This window comes from Frateuria sp. (assembly GCF_035943815.1).
Lineage (GTDB): Bacteria > Pseudomonadota > Gammaproteobacteria > Xanthomonadales > Rhodanobacteraceae > Frateuria_A.
The window spans coordinates 260,769-286,371 of sequence record NZ_DASZBU010000015.1; the positions used below are offsets into that span (position 1 = coordinate 260,769).

The 25,603-nt window shown below is 68.9% G+C and carries 20 protein-coding genes; 9 read left to right on the forward strand and 11 right to left on the reverse strand.

What is annotated here, in order from left to right; all coding sequences use genetic code 11:
• Positions 1 to 137: 137 nt before the first annotated feature.
• Positions 138 to 686 (reverse strand): type 1 glutamine amidotransferase domain-containing protein, encoded by a 549-nt coding sequence (locus VGU65_RS11815; RefSeq protein ID WP_327475942.1) that lies wholly within the window; start codon positions 684 to 686, stop codon positions 138 to 140.
• A gap of 237 nt (positions 687 to 923) precedes the next feature.
• The gene (locus VGU65_RS11820; RefSeq protein WP_327475943.1) at positions 924 to 1,391 is read right to left on the reverse strand and encodes an SET domain-containing protein; all 468 of its coding nucleotides are present in this window, start codon (positions 1,389 to 1,391) and stop codon (positions 924 to 926) included.
• Between the two features lie 155 nt (positions 1,392 to 1,546).
• Here VGU65_RS11820 and VGU65_RS11825 point away from each other — a divergent pair, with 155 nt between their 5' ends.
• Complete coding sequence (locus tag VGU65_RS11825; protein ID WP_327475944.1) at positions 1,547 to 2,026, forward strand: hypothetical protein; 480 nt, start codon at positions 1,547 to 1,549, stop codon at positions 2,024 to 2,026.
• A 20-nt stretch (positions 2,027 to 2,046) separates the two neighbouring features.
• Positions 2,047 to 3,822, forward strand: a complete 1,776-nt coding sequence (locus VGU65_RS11830) for an acyl-CoA dehydrogenase C-terminal domain-containing protein (protein WP_327475945.1) — start codon at positions 2,047 to 2,049, stop codon at positions 3,820 to 3,822.
• A gap of 86 nt (positions 3,823 to 3,908) precedes the next feature.
• Here the strand turns inward: VGU65_RS11830 and pgeF are convergent, their stop codons facing one another.
• The gene (gene pgeF, locus VGU65_RS11835; RefSeq protein ID WP_327475947.1) at positions 3,909 to 4,652 is read right to left on the reverse strand and encodes a peptidoglycan editing factor PgeF; all 744 of its coding nucleotides are present in this window, start codon (positions 4,650 to 4,652) and stop codon (positions 3,909 to 3,911) included.
• Positions 4,653 to 4,751: 99 nt separating this feature from the next.
• Entirely contained in the window at positions 4,752 to 5,720 is a 969-nt protein-coding gene (gene rluD, locus VGU65_RS11840) for a 23S rRNA pseudouridine(1911/1915/1917) synthase RluD (protein WP_327475949.1), read from the reverse strand.
• Between the two features lie 69 nt (positions 5,721 to 5,789).
• On the opposite strand from rluD, the gene bamD reads away from it, so the two are divergent.
• Positions 5,790 to 6,617 (forward strand): outer membrane protein assembly factor BamD, encoded by an 828-nt coding sequence (gene bamD, locus VGU65_RS11845; RefSeq protein WP_327475951.1) that lies wholly within the window; start codon positions 5,790 to 5,792, stop codon positions 6,615 to 6,617.
• Positions 6,618 to 6,710: 93 nt separating this feature from the next.
• Here bamD and VGU65_RS11850 read toward each other — a convergent pair whose 3' ends face one another.
• The 3 genes from VGU65_RS11850 to sucC all read right to left on the reverse strand — a co-directional run bounded on the left by VGU65_RS11850 (position 6,711) and on the right by sucC (position 10,690).
• On the reverse strand, positions 6,711 to 8,333 hold the full coding sequence (locus tag VGU65_RS11850; RefSeq protein ID WP_327475953.1) for an NAD+ synthase: 1,623 nt from the start codon (positions 8,331 to 8,333) through the stop codon (positions 6,711 to 6,713).
• Between the two features lie 310 nt (positions 8,334 to 8,643).
• Positions 8,644 to 9,516 (reverse strand): succinate--CoA ligase subunit alpha, encoded by an 873-nt coding sequence (gene sucD, locus VGU65_RS11855; RefSeq protein WP_327475955.1) that lies wholly within the window; start codon positions 9,514 to 9,516, stop codon positions 8,644 to 8,646.
• 13 nt (positions 9,517 to 9,529) lie between these two features.
• The gene (sucC, locus tag VGU65_RS11860) at positions 9,530 to 10,690 is read right to left on the reverse strand and encodes an ADP-forming succinate--CoA ligase subunit beta (protein ID WP_327475957.1); all 1,161 of its coding nucleotides are present in this window, start codon (positions 10,688 to 10,690) and stop codon (positions 9,530 to 9,532) included.
• 294 nt (positions 10,691 to 10,984) lie between these two features.
• Here sucC and VGU65_RS11865 point away from each other — a divergent pair, with 294 nt between their 5' ends.
• Both VGU65_RS11865 and VGU65_RS11870 read left to right on the forward strand, forming a co-directional pair.
• Positions 10,985 to 12,613 (forward strand): sensor histidine kinase, encoded by a 1,629-nt coding sequence (locus VGU65_RS11865; protein ID WP_327476337.1) that lies wholly within the window; start codon positions 10,985 to 10,987, stop codon positions 12,611 to 12,613.
• Positions 12,614 to 12,817: 204 nt separating this feature from the next.
• A complete protein-coding gene (locus VGU65_RS11870) occupies positions 12,818 to 14,242 on the forward strand; it encodes a sigma-54-dependent transcriptional regulator (RefSeq protein ID WP_327475959.1) in 1,425 nt (474 codons plus the stop codon).
• Between the two features lie 144 nt (positions 14,243 to 14,386).
• On the opposite strand, the gene VGU65_RS11875 is transcribed toward VGU65_RS11870, so the two are convergent.
• The 4 genes from VGU65_RS11875 to VGU65_RS11890 form a co-directional block, all read right to left on the reverse strand.
• Entirely contained in the window at positions 14,387 to 15,961 is a 1,575-nt protein-coding gene (locus VGU65_RS11875) for a hybrid sensor histidine kinase/response regulator (RefSeq protein ID WP_327475961.1), read from the reverse strand.
• A 41-nt stretch (positions 15,962 to 16,002) separates the two neighbouring features.
• Positions 16,003 to 16,449 (reverse strand): response regulator, encoded by a 447-nt coding sequence (locus VGU65_RS11880; RefSeq protein ID WP_327475963.1) that lies wholly within the window; start codon positions 16,447 to 16,449, stop codon positions 16,003 to 16,005.
• Positions 16,446 to 18,218 carry a sensor histidine kinase gene (locus VGU65_RS11885; protein WP_414655821.1) on the reverse strand — a complete coding sequence of 591 codons (1,773 nt, stop codon included), beginning with the start codon at positions 18,216 to 18,218 and terminating at the stop codon, positions 16,446 to 16,448. Before VGU65_RS11885 ends, VGU65_RS11880 begins: the two co-directional genes overlap by 4 nt.
• 291 nt (positions 18,219 to 18,509) lie before the next feature.
• Positions 18,510 to 20,771 carry a GH92 family glycosyl hydrolase gene (locus tag VGU65_RS11890; RefSeq protein WP_327475966.1) on the reverse strand — a complete coding sequence of 754 codons (2,262 nt, stop codon included), beginning with the start codon at positions 20,769 to 20,771 and terminating at the stop codon, positions 18,510 to 18,512.
• 258 nt (positions 20,772 to 21,029) lie between these two features.
• Between VGU65_RS11890 and VGU65_RS11895 the strand changes: the two genes are divergently transcribed.
• From VGU65_RS11895 to VGU65_RS11910, 4 genes are read left to right on the forward strand one after another with little or no spacing between them, the layout of a single operon-like run.
• Complete coding sequence (locus tag VGU65_RS11895; RefSeq protein ID WP_327475968.1) at positions 21,030 to 22,076, forward strand: LacI family DNA-binding transcriptional regulator; 1,047 nt, start codon at positions 21,030 to 21,032, stop codon at positions 22,074 to 22,076.
• A gap of 14 nt (positions 22,077 to 22,090) precedes the next feature.
• Entirely contained in the window at positions 22,091 to 23,413 is a 1,323-nt protein-coding gene (locus VGU65_RS11900) for a sugar MFS transporter (protein WP_414655815.1), read from the forward strand.
• 10 nt (positions 23,414 to 23,423) lie between these two features.
• The gene (locus VGU65_RS11905; protein WP_327475970.1) at positions 23,424 to 24,389 is read left to right on the forward strand and encodes a carbohydrate kinase family protein; all 966 of its coding nucleotides are present in this window, start codon (positions 23,424 to 23,426) and stop codon (positions 24,387 to 24,389) included.
• Positions 24,386 to 25,597 (forward strand): AGE family epimerase/isomerase, encoded by a 1,212-nt coding sequence (locus VGU65_RS11910; RefSeq protein ID WP_327475972.1) that lies wholly within the window; start codon positions 24,386 to 24,388, stop codon positions 25,595 to 25,597. The genes VGU65_RS11905 and VGU65_RS11910 overlap by 4 nt, the downstream gene beginning before the upstream one ends.
• Positions 25,598 to 25,603 lie beyond the last annotated feature (6 nt).

The following is a 25,603-nucleotide window of genomic DNA, read 5'->3' on the forward strand; positions in this document are numbered from 1 at the left end:
CTAAGCCAAGTCACCGCCGGACCTGCTCCCTCTCCCCCTGCCGGGAGAGGGTTGGGGTGAGGGGCCGGGGCTTGCGGGAAGCCCCGCGCCATCGGGCACGAGTTAAGCGAGAAAGCCGAAGCAGGGTGGCGGGAACTTCAAGCCGCCAGCGCCTCGATCACGGCTTGCGCGAACGCCGGAATGTCATCCGGCTTGCGGCTGGTGATCAGGTTGCCATCGCGCACCACTTCGCGGTCTTCCCACCTGGCTCCCGCGTTCTCCAGGTCCTGGCGCAGCGACGGCCAGGAGGTGACCTTGCGGCCCTGGACCTGGCCGGCATTGATCAGCGTCCACGGGCCATGGCAGATCGCCGCCACGGTCTTGCCCGCCTCGGCGAAAGCCTGCACCAGTTCGACCGCGGCCGGCTGGGTGCGCAGCTTGTCGGGGTTGATCACGCCCCCGGGCAGCACCAGCGCGTCGTAGTCGGAGACGTCCGCTTCGCTGAGCCTCACGTCCACCGGCACGCTGCCGGCCCAGTCGCCGCCCTTCCAGCCCTTGATCTCCTTCACGTCGCCTGGCGCGATCACGGTGACCTCGGCGCCGGCCTCTTCCAGCAACCGCTTGGGCTCGGTGAGCTCGGAATATTCGAAGCCATCGGTGGCCAGTACCGCGACCGCGCGGCCGTTGAGCTTCTTTGATGCAGCCATGGCGAACCTCCTGCGAGTAAAGCGCGGAGGATGGCGCACGGCGCGTCTTGCGCGCGTCGTTCGGGTGTTAGCGCGCCGCGGTCGCAGATGCAGGCAGTTCGGTTCGGCGGATCCGTTTGGTGCGACCGACGGATCGCGCGCTGGGCGCGATGTCTGGTTGCAAGGCCCATCAATGCGCCCTTCGGGCACCCTCCCTTGTAAGCGGGGGAAGGATCGGCCGAGCACCGGCGCCCGAGGCTACCGCTTTGGCTTGAGCAGTGTCCCTGTGCAGTTGGGCGCGCCGCACAGGCACTGCCACAGCTTCTTCAACCGCGCGGTGTAGGGCACGTCCAGCACGATGCCGTAGTCGTAGGTCAGTTCCTCGCCCGGCTCGATGTCGCGGATCGCCTCGATCAGCACGCGATCCTTGCGCGGGTCGCCGCTTTCGCTCTCCTCCACCACGGCGCGGCAGTTGGGCGCGCAGCTGTGGTTGATCCAGCGCGCGGTATTGCCCTTGCGGTTGGCGTCGATGATGTAGTCGTCGTTGAGCGTGAACAGGAAGGTGTGGCCCGTCTCGCCGCCGTCGCCGTACATGGCGTCGGCCTCGGGGTGGGTCATCAGCGTTCCCTTGTACTGGATGATCTCCTCGCCCTTCTTGATCGGCGCGGTGGCGAACACGCCATTGCCGTGGATGGGGGAGCGGCGGGCGACATAGCGGCGGAGCATGCGAGGGAAGGCCTTCGAACGAAAGACGCTGATGATGCCTGCTCGGCGCGCCCGGCGAAACCGTGGCAACCGCCGTGGTCGCTTGCCGCTGACGCGAACGTGCCGGCTGTGGTTAGAATCGGAAAAATTCGAACGATCGTTTGGAGAGCCTTCCGATGCGTTTCCTGCGCTGGATCGTCCTGCTGTCGCTGGCCGTGGCCCTGATCGCCTGCGGCCCGCCGCGCAAGAGCGTCTTTCCGCCGACACTGAGCATCCAGCAGCTGTCGCTCACGCCCGGCGGCGCCTGGCGCCTGACCGTGCGCATCCAGAACAACAGCTACGGCGGCATGGACTTCACCGAGCTGGACGGCCAGCTCGCCATGGCCGACAGCGTGCCGGTGCGCGTGCACGGCAGCTTTGACCGCGACATCCCGGCCTTCGCCGGCGACGTGGTGCAGATCGACGTATTGCCCACCGCCGCCATGAGCAAGGCACTGGCGGCCAGCGCGGCCAAGGGCAGCGCCGGCGCCCTGTCCTACACCCTTTCCGGCAGCGTGCGCGCCAAGCCCGAGCAGGAAAAGGCAGCGCGCGATTTCGATTTTTCCGGCAAGGACTGGCTTTCGCCCGTGCCCGGCATCGCCCATACCTGGCGCTGACTTCATCCGAGGAACACCCGATGACGATCTACAAGGCCCCGCTCGACGACCTGCGCTTCGTGCTGCACGACCTGTTAGGCGTCGAGCCCACGCTGACCGCGCTCGAGGGTGGCGAGGGCCACACCCGCGACCTGCTCGACGCCGTGCTGGAAGAGGCCGCGCGCTTCAACGAGCAGGTGCTCGCGCCGCTCAACGCGCCGGCCGACGCCGAGGGCTGCCACTTCGACAAGGCCACCGCCACGGTGACCACGCCCAAGGGCTTCAAGGAGGCCTATCGCACCTACGTCGAGGGCGGCTGGGCCGGCCTCACCATGCCCGAAGCCATGGGCGGCCAGGCGCTGCCGGAAGTGATCGGCGTGGCGATGAAGGAAATGCTGGATTCGGCCAACCTGGCCTGGGGCAACTACCCGCTGCTCAGTCAGGGTGCAGCGCACGCGCTGCAGCTGCACGGCGACGACTGGCAGAAGGACGTGTTCCTGAAGCCGATGGTCGAGGGCCGCTGGTGCGGCAGCATGTGCCTGACCGAACCGCAGGCCGGCTCTGACTTGGGGCTGCTCAAGACCCGCGCCGAACCCGCCGGCGACGGCAGCTACAAGGTCACCGGCACCAAGATCTTCATCACTGCCGGCGAGCACGACCTCACCGAGAACATCGTGCACCTGGTGCTGGCCCGTCTGCCGGACGCGCCGGCCGGCAGCCGCGGCATCTCGCTGTTCGTGGTGCCCAAGTTCAAGGTGGCGCGCGACGGCTCGATGGGCGAGCGCAATGCGGTCGCGGCCGGCGCCATCGAGCACAAGATGGGCATCCACGCCTCGCCCACCTGTGTGATGAACTTCGACGGCGCCGAGGGTTGGCTGATCGGCCAGCCGCACAAGGGCCTGTTCGGCATGTTCACCATGATGAACGCAGCGCGCCTGGCGGTCGGCGTGCAGGGCGTGGGGCTGGCCGAACGTGCGCTGCAGAACAGCCTCAACTACGCGCGCGAGCGCCTGCAGGGCCGCGCGCTGAGCGGCCCTGTCTTTCCGGACAAGCCGGCCGACCCGCTGGTGGTCCACCCGGACGTGCGCCGCATGCTGCTCACCCAGCGCGCCATCACCGAAGGCGGCCGCGCGCTGATGCTCTACGCCGCGCTGCAGCTGGACATCGAGGACCGTGCCGCCGACGAGGCCGCGCGCGCCAGGGCCGGCGAACTGGTCGCGTTCCTGATCCCGATCGTCAAGGGCGTGCTCACCGAGCTGGCGCAGGAGAGCGTCAAGGAGGCCGTGCAGATCTACGGCGGCCACGGCTACATCACCGAGAACGGTGTCGAGCAGTTCGTGCGCGACGCCCGCATCATCACGCTGTACGAGGGCACTACCGGCATCCAGGCGATGGACCTGCTGGGCCGCAAGATCATGCAGCTGAAGGGCGCCGGCTTCCGCCACTTCCTGGAGGAAATCGGCAGCTTCTGTCAGCAGCACGTGGGTGACGCCGCCTTGGGCGAGTTCGTCGTGCCGCTGGGCAGAGCCGCCAAGGAGTGGCAGGCGCTGACGGTTGCGCTGGCCGAGCGTGCGCAGGCCAATCCCGAAGAGCTGGGCGCGGCCGCGGTGGACTATCTCTACTACTCCGGCTACGTGGCGCTGGCCTACGTATGGGCGCGCAGCGCGGCGGCGGCCGAGAGCAGCACGCAATCGGCCGCATTCAAGCAGGCCAAGCGCGACACCGCGCGGTTCTACTTCGCACGGCTGCTGCCGCGCTGCGCCGTGCATCGCGCGGCCATCGAGGCAGGCGTGGCCAGCATCCCGGCAATGGTCTAGCTGCAGCGGATCGAGCCCCTCCCGCGCGGGAGGGCTCGAGGTTTCATCAACGAGGGCGCTGCACGCTTGCGCGGCAGGACCGCTTTTCAGTCACGCCAGATCAGGCTCGCGAAGCGGCCGCTATGGGCGCCATCGCGCCGGTAGGAATAGAACCGCGTGTCGGCGAGCGTGTCGAAGCCGCCGCCGTCGACTCGCGTCACGCCGGCAGCGGCGAGCCGGCGCCGGGCAAGCCCGGCCAGGTCGCAGTGCCAGTGTCCCGGACGCGTCGCGGTGAAGCAGCCCGCCGCGCCCGCGTCACGGTCGACGAAGCCGGCGCGCACCTCTTCTCCTACCTCGTAGGACGCCGCGCCGATGCAGGGCCCCAGCCAGGCGAGCAGCCGTGCCGGCGGTGTCGCCATCGCCGCGACCGTCGCCTCGAGCGCGCCGGCAGCCAGGCCACGCCATCCCGCATGCGCGGCGCCGATGCGGGCACCGTCTTCGCTGCAGAACAGCACCGGCAGGCAGTCGGCGGTGAGTATCGCCAGCACCGTGCCCGGCAGGTGTGCAACGGCCGCGTCCGCCTGGAGCTCGTCGGCGCTGGCCAACGGTCCCAGCTCAGCCACGGTGGTGCCGTGCACCTGGCGCAGCCAGCGCGGCGCGGACGGCAGGTCGAGCGCGTCGCGCAGGGCGTCGCGGTTGCTCGACACCGCTTCGGGGGAATCGCCGCTGCGCAAGCCCAGGTTGAAGCGCGCGAAAGGTCCGGTCGAGACGCCGGGTCCGTGGCGCGTGGTCACCGCAGCATGCACGCCGCGCGGTGCGGGCCAATCGGGGAGGATCCAGGGTTCGGTCATGGGGATGGCCGTGTCGGGAACCAGAAGCATAGCGCGCTCTTGCTCCCTCTCCGCCGGCCTCGCCGGCAGAGAAGGAGGAGACGCGCGGTATGGAGGCCGCTAAAGCTCGCGGTGCTCTGCGGCGTCGGCGCGCAAGACGGCAACCAGCGCCTCCATGTCCACCGGCCGCTTCGCCTCGAACGCCATGGTCGCGCCCGTCACCGGATGCTCGAACGCGAGGCGTTCCGCGTGCAGCGCCTGCCGGCGGAAGCCGCGCAGCGCCGCCACCAGCTCCGGCGTCGCCCCCTTGGGCAGGCGCAGGCTGCCGCCGTAGAGCGGGTCGCCCACCAGCGGATGGTGGATGTGCGCCAGGTGCACGCGGATCTGGTGTGTACGGCCGGTTTCCAGGTTGCACTGGATCAGGCTGTGCGCGCGGAAGCGCTCCCGCAGCCGGTAATGAGTGACCGCATGCTTGCCGTCCTCTTCGTCGCGCACGGCCTGGCGCAAGCGATCGCCCAGGTGCCGGCCGATCGGCGCGTCCACGGTGCCGCCGGCGACCAGCGTCCCTTGCACCACCGCTTCGTACTGCCGCTCGACGGCGTGCCGCGAGAGCATCTCCACCAGCGCCGTATGGGCGGCCAGGCTCCTGGCCACCACCATCAGCCCCGAGGTGTCCTTGTCCAGCCGGTGCACGATGCCCGCGCGCGGCAGCTGGGCGAGCGCGGGGTCGTAGTGGAGCAGCGCGTTGAGCAGGGTGCCGCCGGGATTGCCTGCGCCCGGATGCACCACCAGGCCCGCCGGCTTGTCCAGCACCAGCAGATGCGCGTCCTGATGCACGATGGCCAGCGCGATCGCCTCCGGCGCGCTTTCCACCTCGCTGGCCAATTCGGCCTCCAGCCGCACCTGCTCGCCGCCCCGCAGCAACTGGCGCGGCAGCGCGGCGTCGCCATCGAGCGTCACCGCGCCGGCCTTGATCCAGCCGGTCAGGCGCGAGCGCGAATAGTCCGGGAACATCTCGGCCAGCGCCTGGTCGAAACGCCGGCCTGCCGCCGACAGGGGCACCTGCGCCTCGTGCCGGATGACGGTCATGCCGGTCTCCGCGGGGGGCAGGCGGTTTGGGCTATCATCCGTTCGATCACATACATAAAAACTTCCCACATGCGCCTAATCCTGAAATTGCCCATCGTGCTCGTCCTGGGCCTGTCGCTGGGCGCCTGCTCGATATTCGGCCACAAGCGCGATTCCATCGACACGATGCCGGTGGATCAGCTCTACGCCAAGGCACACGACGACCTGATGAACGGCGACTATGCCGCATCGACCAAGGACTACCAGCGCCTGATCGCGCGTTTCCCGTCGGGTGACTACAACGAACAGGCGCAGCTGGAGCTGGCCTACTCGCAGTACAAGGACAACCAGCCGGACGACGCGTCCTCGACGATCAACCGCTTCATCAAGACCTATCCGACCCAGAAGCACGTCGATTATGCCTATTACCTGCGCGGACTGATCAATTTCGACCGCACCAGCGGCGTGATCGAGCGCTACATCTCCCGCGAAGGCTCGCAGGCGCGCCGCGACCAGGCCTACAACCTGCAGGCGTTCGACGACTTCTCCGAGCTGGCCCGCCGCTTCCCCGACAGCGCCTATACCGCCGATGCGCGCCAGCGCATGATCTACCTGCGCAACGTGCTGGCGCAGTACGAGATCAACGTGGCCAAGTTCTACCTGCGCAACAAGGCCTATGTCGCCTCGGCCGATCGCGCCCAGTACGTGATCGAGCATTACCAGCAGGCGCCGCAGACCGGCGACGCGCTGGCGATCCTCACGCGCAGCTACCTGGCACTGGGCCAGAAGCCGCAGGCCGAGAACGTGCGCAAGGTGCTGGCGCTCAACTACCCGGACCATCCCTACCTGACCGACCCGAAGTGGCCGCACGCGCCCTCGATCCTGCGCAAGATGGTGCCGTTCTCCGGCCACCACTGACCGCGCGGGTAGTCCTGCAAATCCCAGAGCCGTCGAGCGATCGACGGCTCTTTTCATCTGCCCGGCGAGCCGCCAGGGCGCGGGACCGCCGGGTCAGCGCCAGCCGGAAGTGATCGGGTAGCGCCGCTCGCGGCCGAACGCCCGGGTGGTGACACGCGGCCCCGGCGCCGACTGGCGGCGCTTGAACTCGTTCACCAGCACCATCCGCACCACGCGGTGCACCGTCTCGGCGGCGAAACCGGCGGCGACGATCTCCGCTTGCGACTGCTCGCCCTCGATGAAGCGCTGCAGGATGGCGTCGAGCTCGTCATAGGGCGGCAGCGAGTCCTGGTCGATCTGATCGGCGCGCAGTTCGGCCGAAGGCGGGCGCTCGATCACCGCCGCGGGAATCGTTTCGGCGCCGTCCGGCTGCTCATTGCGCCAGAGCGCCAGCCGATAGACCGCGGTCTTGTACACGTCCTTGAGCGGCGCGTACGCCCCGCACATGTCGCCGTACAGGGTGGCGTAGCCCACTGCCATCTCGCTCTTGTTGCCGGTGGAGAGCAGCAGCCGGCCGCGCTTGTTCGACAGCGCCATCAGCATCACGCCGCGGGTGCGCGATTGCAGGTTCTCCTCGGTCACGTCCGGGCCGCGGTCGCCGAAGGCCGGCGCCAGCGCGGCGAGGAAGCTCCGGTAGGTCGGCTCGATGTCGATGATGTGGTAGTCCGCGCCCAGTCGCTCGGCCTGCTCGCGCGCGCCGTCCAGCGAGAGCTGCGAGGTGTAGCGCGTGGGCAGCATCACCGCGGTGACGCGCCCGGCGCCCAACGCATCGACCGCCAGCGCCAGCGTGAGCGCGGAGTCGATGCCTCCGGAAAGGCCCAGCAGCACGCCGGCGAAGCCGTTCTTCTCCACGTAGTCGCGGGTGCCGCGCACCAGGGCTGCATAGAGCGTCGCTTCCGGACCGGCATCGTCCACCGCGGGCCAGCCCTCCGCGGACAGCGTGCGCGTGGACGGATCGAAGCTCGCCCACAGCAGTGCGTCGACGAAGGCCGGGGCGCGCGCCGCGATGTTGCCGTCGCCGTTGACCAGCAGCGAGGCACCGTCATAGACGACGTCGTCCTGCCCGCCGACCAGGTTGAGATAGACGATGGCGCAGCCGGTCTCTTTCGCGCGCGCCGCCAGCAGCGCCTCGCGGGTGGCTTGCTTGGCGTCGTCCCAGGGCGATGCGTTGATGACCACGATCAGTTCGGCGCCGGCCCTGGCCGCGCCCGCCGCCGGCTCGGGTTCCCAGATGTCCTCGCAGACCAGGTAGCCCACCCGCACGCCGGCGACCATGCCGGTGGCGCTCGCGTGGCCGGGGCGAAAGTAGCGCTTGTCGTCGAACACGCCGTAATTGGGCAGCGCCTGCTTGTGCGCGACACATTCGACGCGGCCCTCGCGCAGCAGCGCGGCGGCGTTGTAGACCTCGCCCTCGCTGTGCGGAAAGCCGACCAGCGCGGCGATACCGTCCGTTTCCGCGGCCAGCGTGGCGATGGCCTCGCTGCAGGCCCGCAGGAAGCTGGGGCGCACCAGCAGGTCCTCGGGCGGATAGCCGCTCACCGCCAGCTCGGGAAAGGCCACCAGGTCGGCGCCCCCGGCGTGCGCCTGGTCCATCAGCTCGCGGATCTTGTTCGTATTGGCGACCACGGCGCCGACCGGGAAGTCGAATTGGGCCAGGGCGAGGCGAAGCTTGGTCATTTGAGCGCGCGGTGGTGGGAGACGCACATGATAACGAGCCGGAGGGAGCGACGAACGTAAGGGGTCGAGGCACACCGCTCCATCCACCCTTCAGGCAGCTCCCGCTTCGAGAGCCATCCGGAACTCTCCTCCACGGGGGGAGGTTTCAGCTTGCCGGTGCAGAAGCGCCGGCCGACCGCGCCGCCTTCCCGCGGAGGGCGAACGTCAGGGATGACGCGAGCAAGGGCCGACGGAGGCGACCTTGCGGAGAACCCGCAAAACAAAAGGCCACGCGAATGCGTGGCCTTTTGAGGAACGCGACGGGCGCGCCTTACTTCATCAGCTTCGCCAGCGTCTTGCCCAGGTCGGCCGGGGACTTCACCGTCGTCACACCCGCCTTCTCCAGCGCCGCGAACTTGGCCGCCGCCGTGCCCTTGCCGCCGGAGATGATCGCGCCGGCATGACCCATGCGCTTGCCGGCCGGAGCCGAGGCACCGGCGATGAAGGACACCACCGGCTTGGTCACGTACTCGCCGATGAACTCGGCCGCGTCTTCCTCGGCGCTGCCGCCGATCTCGCCGACCATGATGATGCCTTCGGTCTGCGGATCGTCCTGGAAAAGCTTCAGGCAGTCGATGAAGTTCAGGCCGTTGATCGGGTCGCCGCCGATGCCGATGCAGGTGGACTGGCCCAGGCCCTCGTTGGTGGTCTGGAACACGGCCTCGTAGGTCAGCGTGCCGGAGCGCGACACGATGCCGACCTTGCCCGGCTTGTGGATGTGGCCCGGCATGATGCCGATCTTGCACTCGCCCGGGGTGATGATGCCGGGGCAGTTCGGACCGATCAGCACGGTTTCCGGATGCTGTGCCAGCACGTTCTTCACGCGCAGCATGTCCAGCACCGGGATGCCTTCGGTGATGGCCACGATCACGCGGATGCCCGCGTCGATCGCTTCCATGATCGAGTCGGCCGCGAACGGCGGCGGCACGAAGATCACCGAGGCATCGGCGCCGGTCTCGGCGACCGCTTCGTCCATCGAATTGAAGACCGGCAGGCCGATGTGCTGGGAACCGCCCTTCCCGGGGGTCACGCCGCCGACGATCTTGGTGCCGTAGTCGATCGCCTGCTCGGCGTGGAAGGTGCCCTGCTGGCCGGTGAAGCCCTGCACCAGCACCTTGGTGTTCTTGTTGACCAGAACGCTCATGCTTTTTCGCTCCTCACTTCGCGGCGGCCACGGCTTTCTGCGCCGCGTCGTTGAGATCGTCGGCCGGGGTTACGCCCACGCCGGAGTTGGCCAAGAGTTCGCGCCCCTTCTCCACGTTGGTGCCCTGCAGGCGCACCACCACGGGGATCTTCAGGCCCACTTCCTTCACCGCGGCGATGATGCCCTCGGCGATCAGGTCGCAGCGCACGATGCCGCCGAAGATGTTGACCAGGATGGCCTTCACCTTGTCGGAGGAGAGGATCAGCTTGAACGCCTCGGTCACGCGCTCCTTGGTGGCGCCGCCGCCGACGTCGAGGAAGTTGGCCGGCTCGCCGCCCGCCAGCTTGATCACGTCCATGGTCGCCATGGCCAGGCCGGCGCCGTTGACCATGCAGCCGATGGTGCCGTCCATCGTCACGTAGTTGAGGTTGTGCTGCACGGCGGCCGCCTCGGCCGCGTCTTCCTGGCTCAGGTCGCGCATGGCGACCAGTTCCGGATGGCGGAACTCCGCGTTGTCGTCGGAATTGACCTTGCCGTCGAGCGCGGCCAGGTTGCCGTCCTCGAGGATCGCCAGCGGATTGAGCTCGACCAGCGACAGGTCCTTCTCGTTGAACAGCCGGTACAGGCCCAGCATGATCTTGGTCAGCTGGTTGACCTGCTTGGCGTTCAAATCCATCGCGAAGCCGAGGTTGCGGCACTGGTAGGGCTGCAACCCCTCCACGAAATCAACCACGATGGTGTGGATGTCCTCGGGCGTGTCGCGGGCGACCTGCTCGATGTCCACGCCGCCGTGCTTGGAGGCGATGAAGGAAATGGCCTTGTAGTCACGGTCCACCAGCACCGAGAGATAAAGCTCCCTGGCGATGTTCGTGGCATCGGTCACCAGCACCAGGTTGACCGGCAGCGCGCGGCCGGCGGACTGGTAGGTCGCCATGTTCGTGCCCAGCATGCCCTTGGCGGCAGCACGCACGTCGTCCAGGCTCCTGCAGAACTTCACGCCGCCGGCCTTGCCGCGGCCGCCAGCATGGATCTGCGCCTTGACCATCCACTGCGAGCCGCCCAGCGCCTTGGCGGCGTCGACAGCGGCGTCGGGGGAGTTGGCAACCTTGCCCGGCGGCACGGCGATGCCGTACTGCGCGAACAGCTCTTTGGCCTGGTACTCGTGGAAATTCATTCCTATACCTCGAGCGAACGAAAGGAAACGTATCGGCCGCACGCGACTTGCGAGGGGCGTGGGCGCGGGAGGAGTCGGACGGCGGGTTCACGACGCGCTGCCGGCATGCAGTGCGCGCTGCCTGGATTCAACCGGGCTGGAATCACGCAATACGGCCGCGCATTTTCGCCCAAAGGCGGCATTGATGGAAAGTGCCGCTCGCAGCCGGTCCATGCGGCACGCCGCTGGCAGCGCACGCCGGGCTGTCTATACTCCGGCGAACCCCGCGTCGGTGCCGTCAACGTGCCCTCTACGATACCCACGACCGATCCGCCCGCCTTCCAGCCCGCCCGCCCCCCCGCGGTCGCCATCCGCCACGAATTGTTCTTCCTCAACTATTTCCGCCTGGCGCAGGCGCTGGTCTATGCCGGCCTGGCGATCAGCTCGCCGCGGCTGACCTGGCCCACCATCGACCAGCCCTCGCTGTCCTATGTGGTGATCAGCGTCTACCTGCTGTTCGCGGTCGGCATGCTCATGCAGACGCGCAACGCGATGGCCAACGCGCGGCTGGTGGTGTCCGGGGCGCTGGTGGTGGACATCCTGGTCGCGGTGCTGGCCGCCTGGCTGATCCACGAAGCGCGCATCGGCATCGCCATGATGCTGGCGGTGAACCTGTGCACCGGCGCGCTGGTGCTGCCGCTGCGGTTGTCCAGCTTCTTCGCCGCGCTGGCCACGCTGGGGATGCTCGGACACACGCTGATCGCCAGGGCGCCCGGCGATGGCGACCTGCTCGAGTCGGGTCTGCTCGGTCTGGCCTACTTCGCAAGCACCACGCTATGCCACGTGCTCGGCCGCCAGTTGCGCGCCACCGAGGCGCTGGCCGAGCAGCGCAGTCTGGATCTGGCCAACCTATCCCAGATCAACGAGCTGATCATCCGGCGCATGAAGACCGGCGTGCTGCTGGTGGACGACGCCAACCGCATTCACCAGTTGAACGAGTCGGCCTGGATGCTGCTGGGCAACCCGCCGGCCGACCAGCGCGACCTGGGCAAGCTGGCGCCGGAACTCTCGCGCCGGCTCTACCACTGGATGACCTCGGGCAAGCTGGACGAAACCGCCACGCAGTTGGCCGATGGCGTACCTGAAGTGGTGCCGCGCTTCACCCGCCTGGCGCCCAACGACGACTCGCACGTGCTGATCTTTCTGGACGACACCTCGCTGCTGTCGCGCCGCGCCGAGGAACTGACCCTGAGCTCGCTGGGCCGCCTGTCCGCCTCGATCGCGCACGAGATCAGGAACCCGCTGGCGGCGATCCGCTATTCGGCGCAGTTGCTGGCCGAGTCGCGCGAGCTCAATCCCAGCGACGCGCGCATGGTGGAGATCATCAACAACCACTGCGTGCGGCTCAACGAGATCATCGAGAACATCCTGCAGCTCTCCCGCCGCGAGCGCTCGCGCCCGGAGACGCTGGACCTGGGCCGCTGGGCCAACGGTTTCGTGGAGGAGTACAAGCAGGGCAACGACATCGGCGAGGACTCGCTGCGGGTGATCACCGGCAACGCCGCAGTGGCGGCGGTGGCCGATCCGCAGCAACTGCAGCAGGTGGTGTGGAACCTGGTGCAGAACGCGCTGCGGTACGGCCGCATGCCGGGCCAGCCGGCACGGGTGATGGTGGTGGTGCGCCAGGGCGAGCACGGCGTGCCGATCATGGAAGTGATCGACCGTGGTCCGGGCATCGCGCCCAAGGTCGCCGCGCAGATCTTCGAGCCGTTCTACACCACGCACGAGTACGGCACGGGCCTTGGCCTGTACCTGGCGCGGCAGATGAGCGAGGCGAACCAGGCCTCGCTGGAGTACGTGCGCGTGGCCGGCGGCGGCAGTTGCTTCCGGCTGGTGCTCACGCCGCCGGCGCGCCTGCCGGGGGATGGCGGCGAAGCGGGCTGACGCCTTGCGCCCGCTGCCGTCCGGGAGAGGCGGTACCGGGGCCTGCGGCCAGGCTCCCCGCACGGACGGCACAAGGCCTTCGCGCATGCCGCGCGGAAGCTGCCGCGTGAAGCCTGCCCTCACCCGGTTTCCTTGCCTCCGATCAGCGCACAGAGCGACCAAACTGCTATACCCTTTCGCCGTTACCGCCTGACGAAGAGAACCATGTCCGCACAGACCGTCCTGGTCATCGACGACGAACGAGACATCCGCGAGCTGCTCACCATCACGCTCGGCCGGATGGACCTCAAGGTGGAGGCTGTGGGTACCGTGGCGGAGGCGCGCCGCGCGCTGAGCGAGCGCAGTTACGACCTGTGCTTCACCGACATGCGCCTGCCCGACGGCACCGGCCATGAGGTGATCGAGCTTATCGCCGCCACCCACCCGGACACGCCGGTGGCGATGATCACCGCCTACGGCAATGTCGATGCCGCGGTGAACGCGCTCAAGGCCGGCGCGTTCGACTTCGTCTCCAAGCCGGTGGACATCCAGATGCTGCGCCGGCTCGTGCGCACCGCGCTGCAGTTGGCCGAGGAACGCAAGAGCGGCGGCGCCTCGGTGGCGACCGGCACGGCTGGCCGGCTGGTCGGCGACTCGGCTGCGATGCAGCAGGTGCGCGCCACCATCGGCAAGCTCGCGCGCAACCAGGCCCCGGTCTACATCGCCGGCGAGTCGGGCGTGGGCAAGGAACTGGTGGCGCGGCTGATCCACGAGCAGGGTCCGCGCGCGAGCGGACCGTTCGTGCCGGTCAACTGCGGCGCGATTCCCTCCGAGCTGATGGAGAGCGAGTTCTTCGGCCACAAGAAAGGCAGCTTCACCGGCGCCAGCTCCGACAAGGAAGGCCTGTTCCAGGCCGCGCACGGCGGCACGCTGTTCCTGGACGAAGTGGCGGAGCTGCCGCTGCACATGCAGGTCAAGCTGCTGCGCGCGATCCAGGAGAAGGCGGTGCGCCCGATCGGCGCGCGCGAGGAGGTGCCGGTGGACGTGCGCATCCTCTCGGCCACGCACAAGGACCTGGGCCGGCTCGTCGAGCAGGGCCAGTTCCGCCAGGACCTGTTCTACCGCATCAACGTGATCGAGTTGCGCGTGCCGCCGCTGCGCGAGCGTCGCGGGGACGTCCCGCAGCTGGCCGCCTTCATCCTGCGCTCGCTCGCCGCCAAGAGCGGCGGCACGCCCGGCCGGCTGAAGCCGGACGCGCAGCAGGCGCTGGAGGAATACGATTTCCCCGGCAACGTGCGCGAGCTGGAGAACATCCTCGAGCGCGCCATGGCGATGTGCGAGGGCGACACCATCGAGGCTTCAGATCTGATGCTGCCCCAACGCCCGCTGCGACAGGCCGAGCCTGTCAACGCCGCGCACGCGGCCATGCACGCGCCGCAGCCAGGGGCTCCGGTCGCCTCCCAGCCGACGGTGCCGCATGCCGGCCCGGGCAGCGGTGTGCCGCTGGACGACTACATCAGCAACCTCGAGCGCACCGCGATCATCAAGGCGCTGGAGGAGTCCCGCTACAACAAGACCGCGGCGGCGAAGAAGCTCGGCATTACCTTCCGGGCGCTGCGCTACAAATTGAAAAAGCTCGGCATCGACTGACGCTTTTGCTCGCCCCTCCCTTATCAAGGATAAGGGGCGAGGGCCGGGGCTTGCGGAGAATTTCCTCGCGAAGGGTTGAGCCAACCCGCCAAAGGCAAAGGCCACCCCTCTCCCCCGGCTGCGCCGGAGAAGTGGGGCTGGAGTCTAGTCGCCCGCCCCTGCCTCATGCCCATCCAGCGCCCGGCGCATCGTGCGCAGCAGCTGCTGTGTGTTGATCGGCTTGTCGACCAGGTAGAGCCGCTCCAGCATGGGCAGTTCCTCCAGGTCGGGGGGCGCCTCAGGCCGGGCCAGCAGCAGCACGGCGTGCCGGTAGCCATGTTCGATCAGCGCCGCCAGCGTGCGCACGCCGGTGAACAGGTTCATGTCCGCGTCCATCAGCACCAGGTCGGGTATGCCGTGGGCCTCGATCCACTGCAAGGCCGCGGTGCCGCTCTGGCTGGCGTGCGGCTGGTAGCCGTAGCCGTCCAGGATGTCGACCAGCAGCGACAGCGGGCCGGCCTCCTCCACAACTACCAGCACGCGCTCGGCCTCGCCGAGCAGGCTCTCGCCCTCGTCTTCCTCGCGCGCCACCTGCTCGATCGAAAATTCCTTGAGCGGTATGTAGAGATGGAAGGCGGTACCCCTGCCAGGTTCGCTGTCCAGTCGCATCACGCCGTCGTGGCTGGCGACGATGCGCTGGCAGGAAAGCAGGCCCAGCCCGGTGCCGTTCTCCTTGGTGGTGAAGAACGGCTCGAACAGATGCGCGCGCACCTCCGGCGGCATGCCCGGGCCGGTATCGGCGACGGTCAGGCGCAGGTAGCGCCCGGGACGCGGCGCTTCGCCGGGCAGGAAGAAATCGCCGGCCAGTTCGCACTCGGCGGCGGCCACGCGCAGTTCGCCGCCCTCGGTCATCGCCTGGATCGCGTTGAGGCACAGGTTGAGCAAGGCCTGCTGCAGTTCGGTGTGGTTGCCCTCGAAGGTGAGTTCGCGGTCGGCGACCTCAAGCTCCATGCGCACGTCCCTGGGCACGCTGCCGCGCAGCAGCAGGCCCAGCGCATCCATCAGCGCGCCGACCCGCACCTGATCGGCGCGGCGCGCGCCGCGGGCGAAGGAGAGCATCGACTGCACCATCTGCAGGCCGCGCCGCCCGCAGTCGCGCACCAGTGCGCCCAGGCGCGCCAGGCGCGGATCGTCCTGGTAATCCTGCAGGCTGTCGCCGGCCAGCAGCAGCGGCTGCAGCAGGTTGCGCAGGTCATGGCTCAGGCCTCCGGCGAGCATCGCCAGGCTCTCGAAGCGCTGCGCGCGGATCAGTTCGGCCTCGGCGCGGCGCTTGGCTCGCACCGCCTCGGCCTCGGCCAGCGCGCGGCGCACCGCGGTGGCCAGACGCGCCGGATTCTGCTTGAGGATGTAGTCGGTGGCGCCGTTGCGCAGCGCCTCGACGGCGGCTTCCTCGCCCAGCGTGGCCGAGACATAGATGAAGGGCAGGTCCTCGTCGTGGCGGCGCAACAGCTCGAGCGCGCGCTGCCCGGAAAAGCCCGGCAGGCTCAGGTCCGACAGCACGATGTGCGGCTCGAACTCACGCAGGCAGGCGACGTAGCTGGCCTCGTCGTCGATCAGGCGCACCTCGTAGCCGATGCCGTCGGCGTCCAGCTCGGCCTGGATCAGCTCGGCGTCGATCGGGTCATCTTCGACCTGCAGGATGCGGATGGTGGGCAGCGCCCGCGTGTTCGGGTTGGGCATGCAGTCTCCTGCGCTCCTCTTTCGTTCCTTCGCCGGGACGTTCAGTCGTGTTCCGGCAACTGGTTGAGTACCGCCCAGAACCTGCCCAGCGTGCGCACCGCCTCGAAGAACTGGTCCACGTCCACCGGCTTGATCACGTAGGCGTTCACGCCCAGATCCCAGCTGCGCGCCAGGTCGCTCTCCTCGCGCGAGGACGACAGGACGACCACCGGGATCAGCCGCAGCCGCTCATCATCGCGCAGCCGGGTCAGCACCTCCAGCCCGTTCATGCGCGGCATCTTGATGTCCAGCAGGATCACCGACGGGTCGACCGCCTCGCGGCCCAGCCAGGCGCCGCGGCAGTGCAGGTAGTCCAGGCAGTCGACGCCGTCTTCCACGTGCACCACCGGGTTGGCGAGGTTGGCCTCGCGCAGGGCGTCCAGGGCCATCTCGGCATCGGCCAGGCTGTCTTCCACCAGCAATACGGGACCCAGGTGGCGGTTGTTCATGATGGACGCCTCGTGGTGCGCACCTCGGCCAGTTCGGTGGCCGGCAGCGAGAAATGGAAGCTCGCGCCGCGCTCGGGCTCCGCCTCGGCCCAGACCCGGCCGCCATGGCGCGCGACGATGCGGCGCACGTTGGCCAGGCCGATGCCGTTGCCCGGGAACTCGGAGGCGCGGTGCAGGCGCTGGAACACGCCGAACAGCTTGCCGGCGTATTCCATATTGAACCCGGCACCATTGTCGGCCACCGTGAAGACGTATTCACCGTCGCGGTCGCGCTCCACACCCACGGCGATCTGCGCGACCTCGCGCCGCCCGGTGTACTTGACCGCGTTGCCGATCAGGTTCTGCCACACGGTGCGCAGCATGTTCTCGTCACCGATCACGATCGGCAGCGGGCCGATGGTCCACTCGATCTTCCGCTCGCCCGCCTCGGACTCGGCCAGCGCGCGCGCCTCGTCCACCAGCGATTGCATGTCCACCGCTTGCAGTCTGAGCGCGCCGCGGCCCAGGCGCGAGAACACCAGCAGGTCGTCGATCAGTTGCGCCATGCGGGTGGCCGAGGTGCCGATCACGTCCAGGTAGTGGGCGGCGGTGTCGTCCAGGTGCTCCCCGATATGGCGCTTGAGCTTGCCGTTGAAACCGGCGATGTGGCGCAGCGGCGCGCGCAGGTCGTGCGAGACGGAATAGCTGAAGGCCTCCAGCTCGCGGTTGACGTCGGAGATCTGCTCGACCTTGCCTTCGAGCTGGCGGTTGAGTTCCTTGACCTGCTGCTCGACCAGAGCGCGCGCGGTGACGTCGCTGACGGTGAGCAGCAGCACCGGCTCGTCGCTCTCGTGCTGCTGCAGGCGGCGGGCGTTCACCATCACATGGCGATCGATGCCGCCGACCGTGCGCTGCACCAGTTCGTAGTCCCACAGCTCGCGGTTGTGCAGCAGCACGTCGCGCAGGCGCTGCAGCAGCGCGCCGTCGGTCCAGGCGCCCTCGCCCACTTCCTGCAGCGCACGCTGCTCGCGCTGTTCCTCCTGCGGCAGGCCGTACAGTTCGCCGAAGGCGGTATTGACCAGCAGCGTGCGCAGCTGCGCGTCGAGCAGGGCGATCGGCTCGCGCACGGCCTGCACGATCATCCGCGACCGGTGTACCGCCTGGCTCTCGCGCGTTTCGGCGCGCATGCGGCGAGCGATCTGGCGCTCGGATACGATCACGATGATCGACAGCAGCAGGATCTGGGCGATCGAGGTTATGGTCAGCACCAGCGCGCTCTGGAAGGCGCTGCGCTTGGCGTGAGCGCGGCGTTCCATCAGCAGGCTGCCCTCGTTGCGCACCACGGTCTCGATCTGCTGGTCCATGCGGAACAGCGTGCTGGCGTCGTGCAGCGCCGCCACCGCGCCGATGCGGTCGCCGTGCTGGATGCGCGCAAGCGCCTGCTCCAGCAGAGCCAGCCGGCCGTTGGCCACGTTGCCCAGCGCGCCGATCGCCGCCTGCTGGGTGGCGTTGTCGCGGGTCATGTCGCTCAGCTGGCCCAGCAGTGCAGGCACATCGTTGCCGGCCTGGCGGGCGCTCTCCACCAATGTGGGGTCCTGGTCGCCCTCTAGCAGGCGGTAGACCGCCGCCTCGCTGCTGCGGGTGACGTAGGCGATGCGGTAGGTGAGCGACTTGACCTCGGAGGAGTGGGTCACCAGCTCGCCAGCCTCCATCGCATCGGTGTGGCTGGTGCGGGTGGCCAGGTAGGGCAACAACACGATGACCAGCACCGCAAAGAGCAGCCCGGCCATGCGCCACCGCGGCACGCGCCAGCGGTACAGACCACGGCCGATTCTGGGCAGCAGGGCGCGATGGCGGCTGGGCATGCGGCGGAGTCTTCCTCACTGGCGCGGCGGCCACGCGGAGCTTACGGCGTACCGCCCCCGGCCGGTAAACCCGTGATGAAAGCGTACACCCCGTAAGGGACGGGTGATGCCGGACTCGATCGGCAGCCCTGGCGCGGGGCGCGCCCGCTTTGCTGCCTCCCCCTGACGCAACCGGGGCAGGCAGCGCGGGAAAGGGGCTCTTGCTCCGGGCGCCGGTCACCGCACCGGCTGGGCCTGCATGCGGAAGTGCAACTCGCCGCCGGCGAGGATCTGCGCATGGTGCAGGAACGGCCTGGCCAGCGGCTTGCCGTTCAGGCTCACCTCGCCCACGTAGGGGTGGGCCTGATCCAGCGGCGCGGCGCTCACGGTGAACTCCTTGCCGTTGGCCAGGTGCAGCGTGGCATGTCCGACGAAGGGTCGGCCGATCGCGTAGACATCGCTGGCAGGCGTCACCGGATAGAAGCCCAGCGCGGTGAACACGTACCAGGCCGACATCTGCCCCAGGTCGTCGTTGCCGGCCAGGCCGTCGGGGCGTGCGGCGTACTGGCTGTCCATGATCTGCTTGAGGCGCTCCTGCGTCTTCCACGGCGCGCCGGCGTAGTCATACAGATAAGCGATGTGGTGGCTGGGTTCGTTGCCATGGGCGTACCAGCCGATCAGGCCGGTGATGTCCTCCACGTTCTTGAAATGCGCCGGATCGATCTTCGCGTCGAAGACCTCGTCCAGGCGCCGGACGAACGTGGCGTCGCCGCCCATGGCCGCGATCAGGCCGGACACGTCCTGCGGCACGTACCAGGAATACTGGTAGGCGTTGCCTTCGGTGTAGTCGGTGCCGTAGCCGGCGGCCGCCGGATCGAAGGGTTCACGGAAGGCGCCGTCGCTCTTGCGCGCGCGCATGAAGCCGGTCTTGGCGTCCCAGGCGTGCTTCCAGTTGCCTGCGCGCTTCTCGAAGGTCGCAGCGACGTCCTTGCGGCCCATCGCCTTGGCCATCTGCGCCAGCGACCAGTCGTCGTAGGCGTATTCGAGCGTCTTGGAGGCGCCCTCGGGCTCCTTGTCGATCGGCACGTAGCCGAGCTTCATGTAGTCGGCCAGGTCGCCGTAGGGGCCGTAGGTGGCGCTGGCGACCATGGCCTCCAGCGCCTTGCCGGCGTCGAAGCCGCGCACGCCCTTGACGTAGGCGTCGGCGATCACCGGCACGGCGTGGTAGCCGATCATGCACCAGGTCTCCAGGCCCTGGTACGCCCAGACCGGCAGGATGCCGAAGGGGCTGGCTTCGCGCGCGGCGACGAGCGAACGCACGAAGTCGGTCGAGAGGTCCGGCCGCAGCAGCACCATCAGCGGCTGCTGGGCGCGGTAGACGTCCCACAGCGACCAGGTCGAGTAGAACTCGAAACCCCGCGCCTGGTGCACGGCATGGTCGGGGCCGCGGTACTGGCCGTTGGCGTCCATGCTCAGGGTAGGCGAGAGCATGGCGTGGTAGAGCGCGGTGTAGAACTGCGTGCGGACGGTGCCGGGTGCGTCCACGTCGATCACCGCCAGCGCCTTGTCCCAGGCGGCCCTGGCGTCGGCGCGGCGGGCGTCGAAGTCCCAGCCCTTGCCGTCGGTGTCGAGGTTGGCGACGGCGTTGGCCGCGCTCACCGGCGAGATCGCCACCTTCACTTCCAGCGGCTTGGTCAGCACTCCGAAGTCGAATACGCCGACCAGCGCGCGGCCGTTCTGCGCGTCGTGGTCGACCGGCTGGTTGCCCGGACCCTTGAAGCCTTTGTAGAGGACGTCGCTCTCGCGGTCGTACAGCGTGCGCGAGGCGATCGGCTGGTTGAAGCGCATGGCGAAGCACAGCTCCCGCCCCGGGGCCCAGCCGCGGGTGGTACGGCAGCCGCTGACGGTGCCGTCGGCCGCCACCTCGAGCTTCGACCACAGCACCTTGCCGGGGTAGTCGTAGATGCTCGGGCGCAGGTCCAGCAGCAGGTGGGCGCTCTTGCCCCGGGGAAAGGTGTAGCGATGCCACCCCACGCGGCGGCTGGCGGTGAGCTCGGCGCGGATGCCGTAGTCGGCCAGGGTCACCGCGTAGTAGCCGGCCTGCTCGACCTCACTGGCATGGTCGAAGCGAGAGCGGTAGCCGCTGCCGGGCTTGGCCGGGTCACCCGGCTCCAGCCTCACCTCCCCGGCGATCGGCATCACCAGCACGTCGCCCAGGTCCGAATGGCCAGAGCCGGAGAAGTGGGTGTGGGAGAAACCCATGATGCTGGCGTCGCCGTACTGGTAGCCGGCGGCCCACTTGTAGGCGTGCTTGAAGTCCGGCATCGCGGTGTCGGGCGACAGCTGGATCATGCCGAAGGGGACCGTGGCGCCGGGAAAGGTATGGCCGTCGCCGCCGGTGCCGATGCGCGGGTCGACGTCGCCCGCATGGCTCGCTGCAAGAGCAAGGCCGGGCAGCAGGGCCAGGGCGAGGGCCAGGCGGGGCAGGCTCGGGCGCATCGGAGTCTCCATTTGGATCGTTCTAAACGGGCAAGCTATCAGCGCTGGGGCGGGTATGCATGTTGCGGTGCGTGAATGGCCCTTCGTCGCAGCGAGTCAGACGGGGCCTCCATACCCGAGTCCGTCCCCTGCGGACGCGGGGGATGTGCCGACAGCCGGGAGGAGGCGACTGGAGCGCGTGCCACCCCTTCGCGAAACCCGAGCTTGCACCCACCGGCCAATCGACTACATTTGGATCGTTCCAAACCAGGCCGCCCCATGGACAGCACTCCCCCGCTCGGCCGCAAGGTCACGGTACGCGACATCGCCGCAGGCTGCGGCGTATCGCGCGCGACCGTGTCGCTGGTGCTGCGCGGCAGCCCGCTGGTCAACAAGGATACCCGTGCCCGCGTCGAGGCCGAGCTGCGCAAGCAAGGCTACGTGTACAACCGCGCCGCAGCCAACCTGCGCCGCCGGACCTCCTCCTCGATCGCGCTGGTGATCAACGAGCTGGCCAATCCTTTCTTCGCGGAGTTCGCCGCAGGCGTGGACGAGATCGTGGGCGAGGCCGGCATGGTCACCCTGCTCGGCTCCTCCAGCGAATCGCCGCGGCGCGAGCAGGCCGTGCTCGGTTCGATGATCGAGCACGGCCCTGGCGGCATCATCCTGTCACCCGCCGAAGGCAGCGACGCCCGCCACGTGCTCGCTGCGGTGGGAGCACGCACGCCGCTGCTGCTGTTCAACCGCGAACTGGCCGGCGAACAGCCGGAATACGCGCACTGGGACACGCTGCTGCTGGACAACCAGCAGGGCGCCCGCGAGGCCACCGCGCACCTGATCGCCCAGGGCCACCAGCGCATCGCCTTCTTCGGCGGCCACCGCGATTCCAGCTCCTGCCGCCAGCGCCGCGCCGGCTACCGCGAGGCGATGCAGGCCGCCGGCCTGCCGGTGGCGCCACACTGGGAAGTCGAGTGCGCGCCGACCCGCCTCGATGCGGCACGCTGCGCCGAGGCGTTGTTCGCCGGCGACCCGGCGCCCACCGCGGCGGTCTGCTACAACGATGCGGTCGCGCTGGGCCTGATGCACGGCCTGACCCAGCGCGACGTCGCGCCCGGCCGCGACTTCGCGCTCACCGGCTTCGACGACATCGCCGAAGCTGCGCTCGCCGCACCTTCCCTGACCACGCTCGCCGCCGCGCCGCGCGCGCGTGGCCGCCAGGCGGCGCAGATGCTGCTGGAGCGGCTGCGCGACCCGACCGCGCAGGCGCGTCGCATCGTCGCCCCCGTCCAGCTGGTGATCCGCGCCAGCAGTTGCCCGCCCGCCTGACCCAGGAGCCCTCCATGGCCTTCGCCAACGCACCTGCCCCAACGCCCGTCGCCTCCGCGGCCGGACCGCGCGAGCGCTACACCGACAACCCGGTGGCGCTGGGCGTGGTCACCACCATCTTCTTCATGTGGGGCTTCCTCACCTGCCTCAACGACATCCTGATTCCCCACCTCAAAGCCTTGTTCGAACTGAACTACGCCCAGGCGATGCTGGTGCAGTTCACTTTCTTCGGCGCGTATTTCCTGATGTCGCTGCCGGCCGGCTGGGCGGTGGCGCGGCTGGGGTACAAGCTCGGCATCGTGGCGGGCCTGGCGATCGCCGGCGTCGGCGCGATGGGCTTCTGGCCGGCGGCGGGGCTGCATTCCTATCCCGCCTTCCTGGGCGCGCTGTTCGTGCTGGCCACCGGCATCACGGTGCTGCAGGTCGCGGCCAATCCGTACGTGGCGCTGCTGGGCCCCGAGCGCACCAGCTCCAGCCGGCTCACCCTGGCGCAGGCACTCAACTCCTTCGGCACCTTCCTGGCGCCGCACTTCGGCGGCCTGCTGATCCTGAGCGTCGCGGTGAAAAGCTCGCTGGAGGTGGCGCAACTGTCGCCTACGGCGCAGCTGGCCTACCGCACGCAGGAGGCGCAGACCGTGCAGGGCCCCTATCTGGGCCTGGCCATAGCGCTGTTCGCACTGGCGGTGCTGGTGTACCTGTTCCGCCTGCCCGCTCTGGAGGAAGCCACCGAGCAGGCCGACCGCAGCCGCCACACCCTGCTCGACGCGCTGCGCATCCCGCACGTGCTGTTCGGCGTGCTCGCGATCTTCTGCTACGTGGGCGCGGAAGTGTCGATCGGCAGCTTCATGGTGAGCTACCTGACCATGCCGCGGATCGGCAACATGCCCGAGACGACCGCCGCAACCTACGTGTCGTACTACTGGCTGGGCGCGATGATCGGCCGCTTCGCCGGCTCCTGGCTGATGACGCGCTATTCGCCGCGCGCACTGCTGGCGCTGTTCGCGCTCGTCAACATCCTGCTGCTGGCCACCACCATGAGCACGGCGGGGATGACCGCGGGCTGGAGCGTAGTGGCGATCGGCCTGTTCAACTCGATCATGTTCCCGACCATCTTCACGCTGGGCATCGAGCGGCTCGGGCCGTTGACGGAGAAGGCGTCCAGCCTGCTGATCATGGCCATCGTCGGCGGCGCCGTGGTGCCCTTCGCGCAAGGCGCGCTGGCCGACCGGATCGGCGTGCAGATGGCCTTCGTGCTGCCGGCGCTTTGCTACGCCTACATCGTGTTCTACGGCCTGCGCGGTTCGCGCGTCGTCGACGCGCCGACACTTGCGCGCTGAGGGCTGGGGCATGGCGCAGGACATCCTCTGTTTCGGCGAGGCGCTGATCGATTTCCACGCCGAAGGCAGTGGCGAAGGCGGCTTCCCGCGCGCCTTCGTGCCCTTCGCCGGCGGCGCGCCGGCCAACGTGGCGGTGGCGGTGGCGCGGCTGGGCGGCCGGGCGCGCTTCGCCGGCATGCTCTCGACCGATCCCTTCGGCGACTTCCTGCTCGACAGCCTGCGCCGCGCCGGCGTCGGCGTGCAGGACGTGGCGCGCACGGCCGAGGCCAACACGGCGCTGGCCTTCGTCAGCCTGGATGCGCGCGGCGAGCGCAGCTTCAATTTCTACCGCCCGCCTTCGGCCGACCTGCTGTTCCGGCCGGAGCATTTCCGAGCCGGCGCGTTCGACGCCGCCGCGGTGTTCCACGTCTGCTCCAACAGCATGACCGATCCGGAGCTGGCCGAAACCACCCGCGAAGGCATGCGCCGCGCACAGGCTGCCGGCGCGCTGGTGAGCTTCGATCTCAACCTGCGCCCGGCGCTGTGGCCGCGCGAATCGAACCCACGCCCGTCGGTGTGGCCGGCGTTGCACCTGGCCGACGTGGTGAAGCTGTGCGCCGAGGAATTCGCCTGGCTGGCCGAGGACGATGCCCTGCCCGGCCGCCTGTGGCAGGGCCGCACGCGCCTGCTGGTGGTCACCGACGGCCCGCGGCCGCTGCGCTGGTTCCGCCGCGACGGTAGCGGCGAACTGCCTTGCCCGCAGGTCGCTGCGGTCGATACCACCGCCGCGGGCGATGCCTTCGTCGGCGGCCTGCTGTGCCGGCTGGCGGCGCTCGAACCGGGCGGCTTCGACGCAACGCTGCGCGACGACGCGGCGCTGCGCGACCTGCTCGCCTTCGCCGCGGCCTGCGGCGCGCTCACCGTCACCCGCCAGGGCTCGTTCACCGCGATGCCGAGCGCGGCGGAAGTCCATGCCTTCCTGGAATCGCACCGATGACCACCCTGCCCGACTTCCGCAGCGAGAATTTCCTGCGCGAGCACATCGCCCAGACCATGGCGTTCTACCATCCGCGCGCGATCGATCCCGCCGGCGGCTTCTTCCAGTACTTCAAGGACGACGGCACGATCTACGACCGTAGCCACCGCCACCTGGTCAGCAGCACGCGCTTCGTCTTCAACTACGCGCTGGCGGCGATGGAATTCGAGGATCCGGACTACCTCGAGGCCGCCCGCCACGGCCTGCACTACGTGCACGAGGTGCACCGCAACCCGGCCACCGGCGGCTATGCCTGGACGATCCGCGACGGTAAGCCGGAGGATCGCACCAACCACGCCTACGGCGTCGCCTTCGTGCTGCTCGCCTGCGCCAGTGCACGGCGCGCCGGCATCGTCGAGGCCGCGCCCTGGATGGACGAGACCTGGGACCTGCTGGAGCGGCGCTACTGGGACGCCGAGGCCGGGCTGTACAAGGACGAAGCGGACGAGCACTGGAACTTCTCGCCCTACCGCGGCCAGAACGCCAACATGCACATGTGCGAGGCGATGCTGGCCGCCTACCAGGCCAGCGACGACGTGCGCTACCTGGACCGCGCCCTGCTGCTGGCCGACCACATGACGCGCCGCCAGGCCGCCAAGGCCAACGGCCTGGTGTGGGAACACTACGACGCGGACTGGAACGTCGACTGGAACTACAACCGCGACAACCCGCGCCACCTGTTCCGCCCGTGGGGCTTCCAGCCCGGGCACCAGACCGAATGGGCCAAGCTGCTGGTGATCCTCGAATCGCTGTTGGCCGAGCGCGGCCGCGAGGAACGCTGGCTGCTGCCTACCGCCCGCCACCTGTTCGACACCGCGCTGATGCGCGCCTGGGACGACAGGAACGGTGGCATCAGCTACGGCTTCGCCCCCAACGGCACGGTCTGCGACGGCGACAAGTACTTCTGGGTGCAGGCCGAGTCGCTGGCCGCCGCCGCGCTGCTGCATGCGCGTACCGGCCTGGCCGCCTATGACGAGTGGTACGTAAAACTGTGGGCCTACGCGTGGCGGCATTTCGTCGACCACAAGTACGGCGCGTGGTATCGCATCCTCACCCACGACAACCGCAAGTACGACGACGAGAAGAGTCCCGCCGGCAAGGTCGACTACCACACCATGGGCGCCTGTCACGAAGTTCTCGCGCTGATCCGCGCCGGCGGCCAACCGTAGCCACAG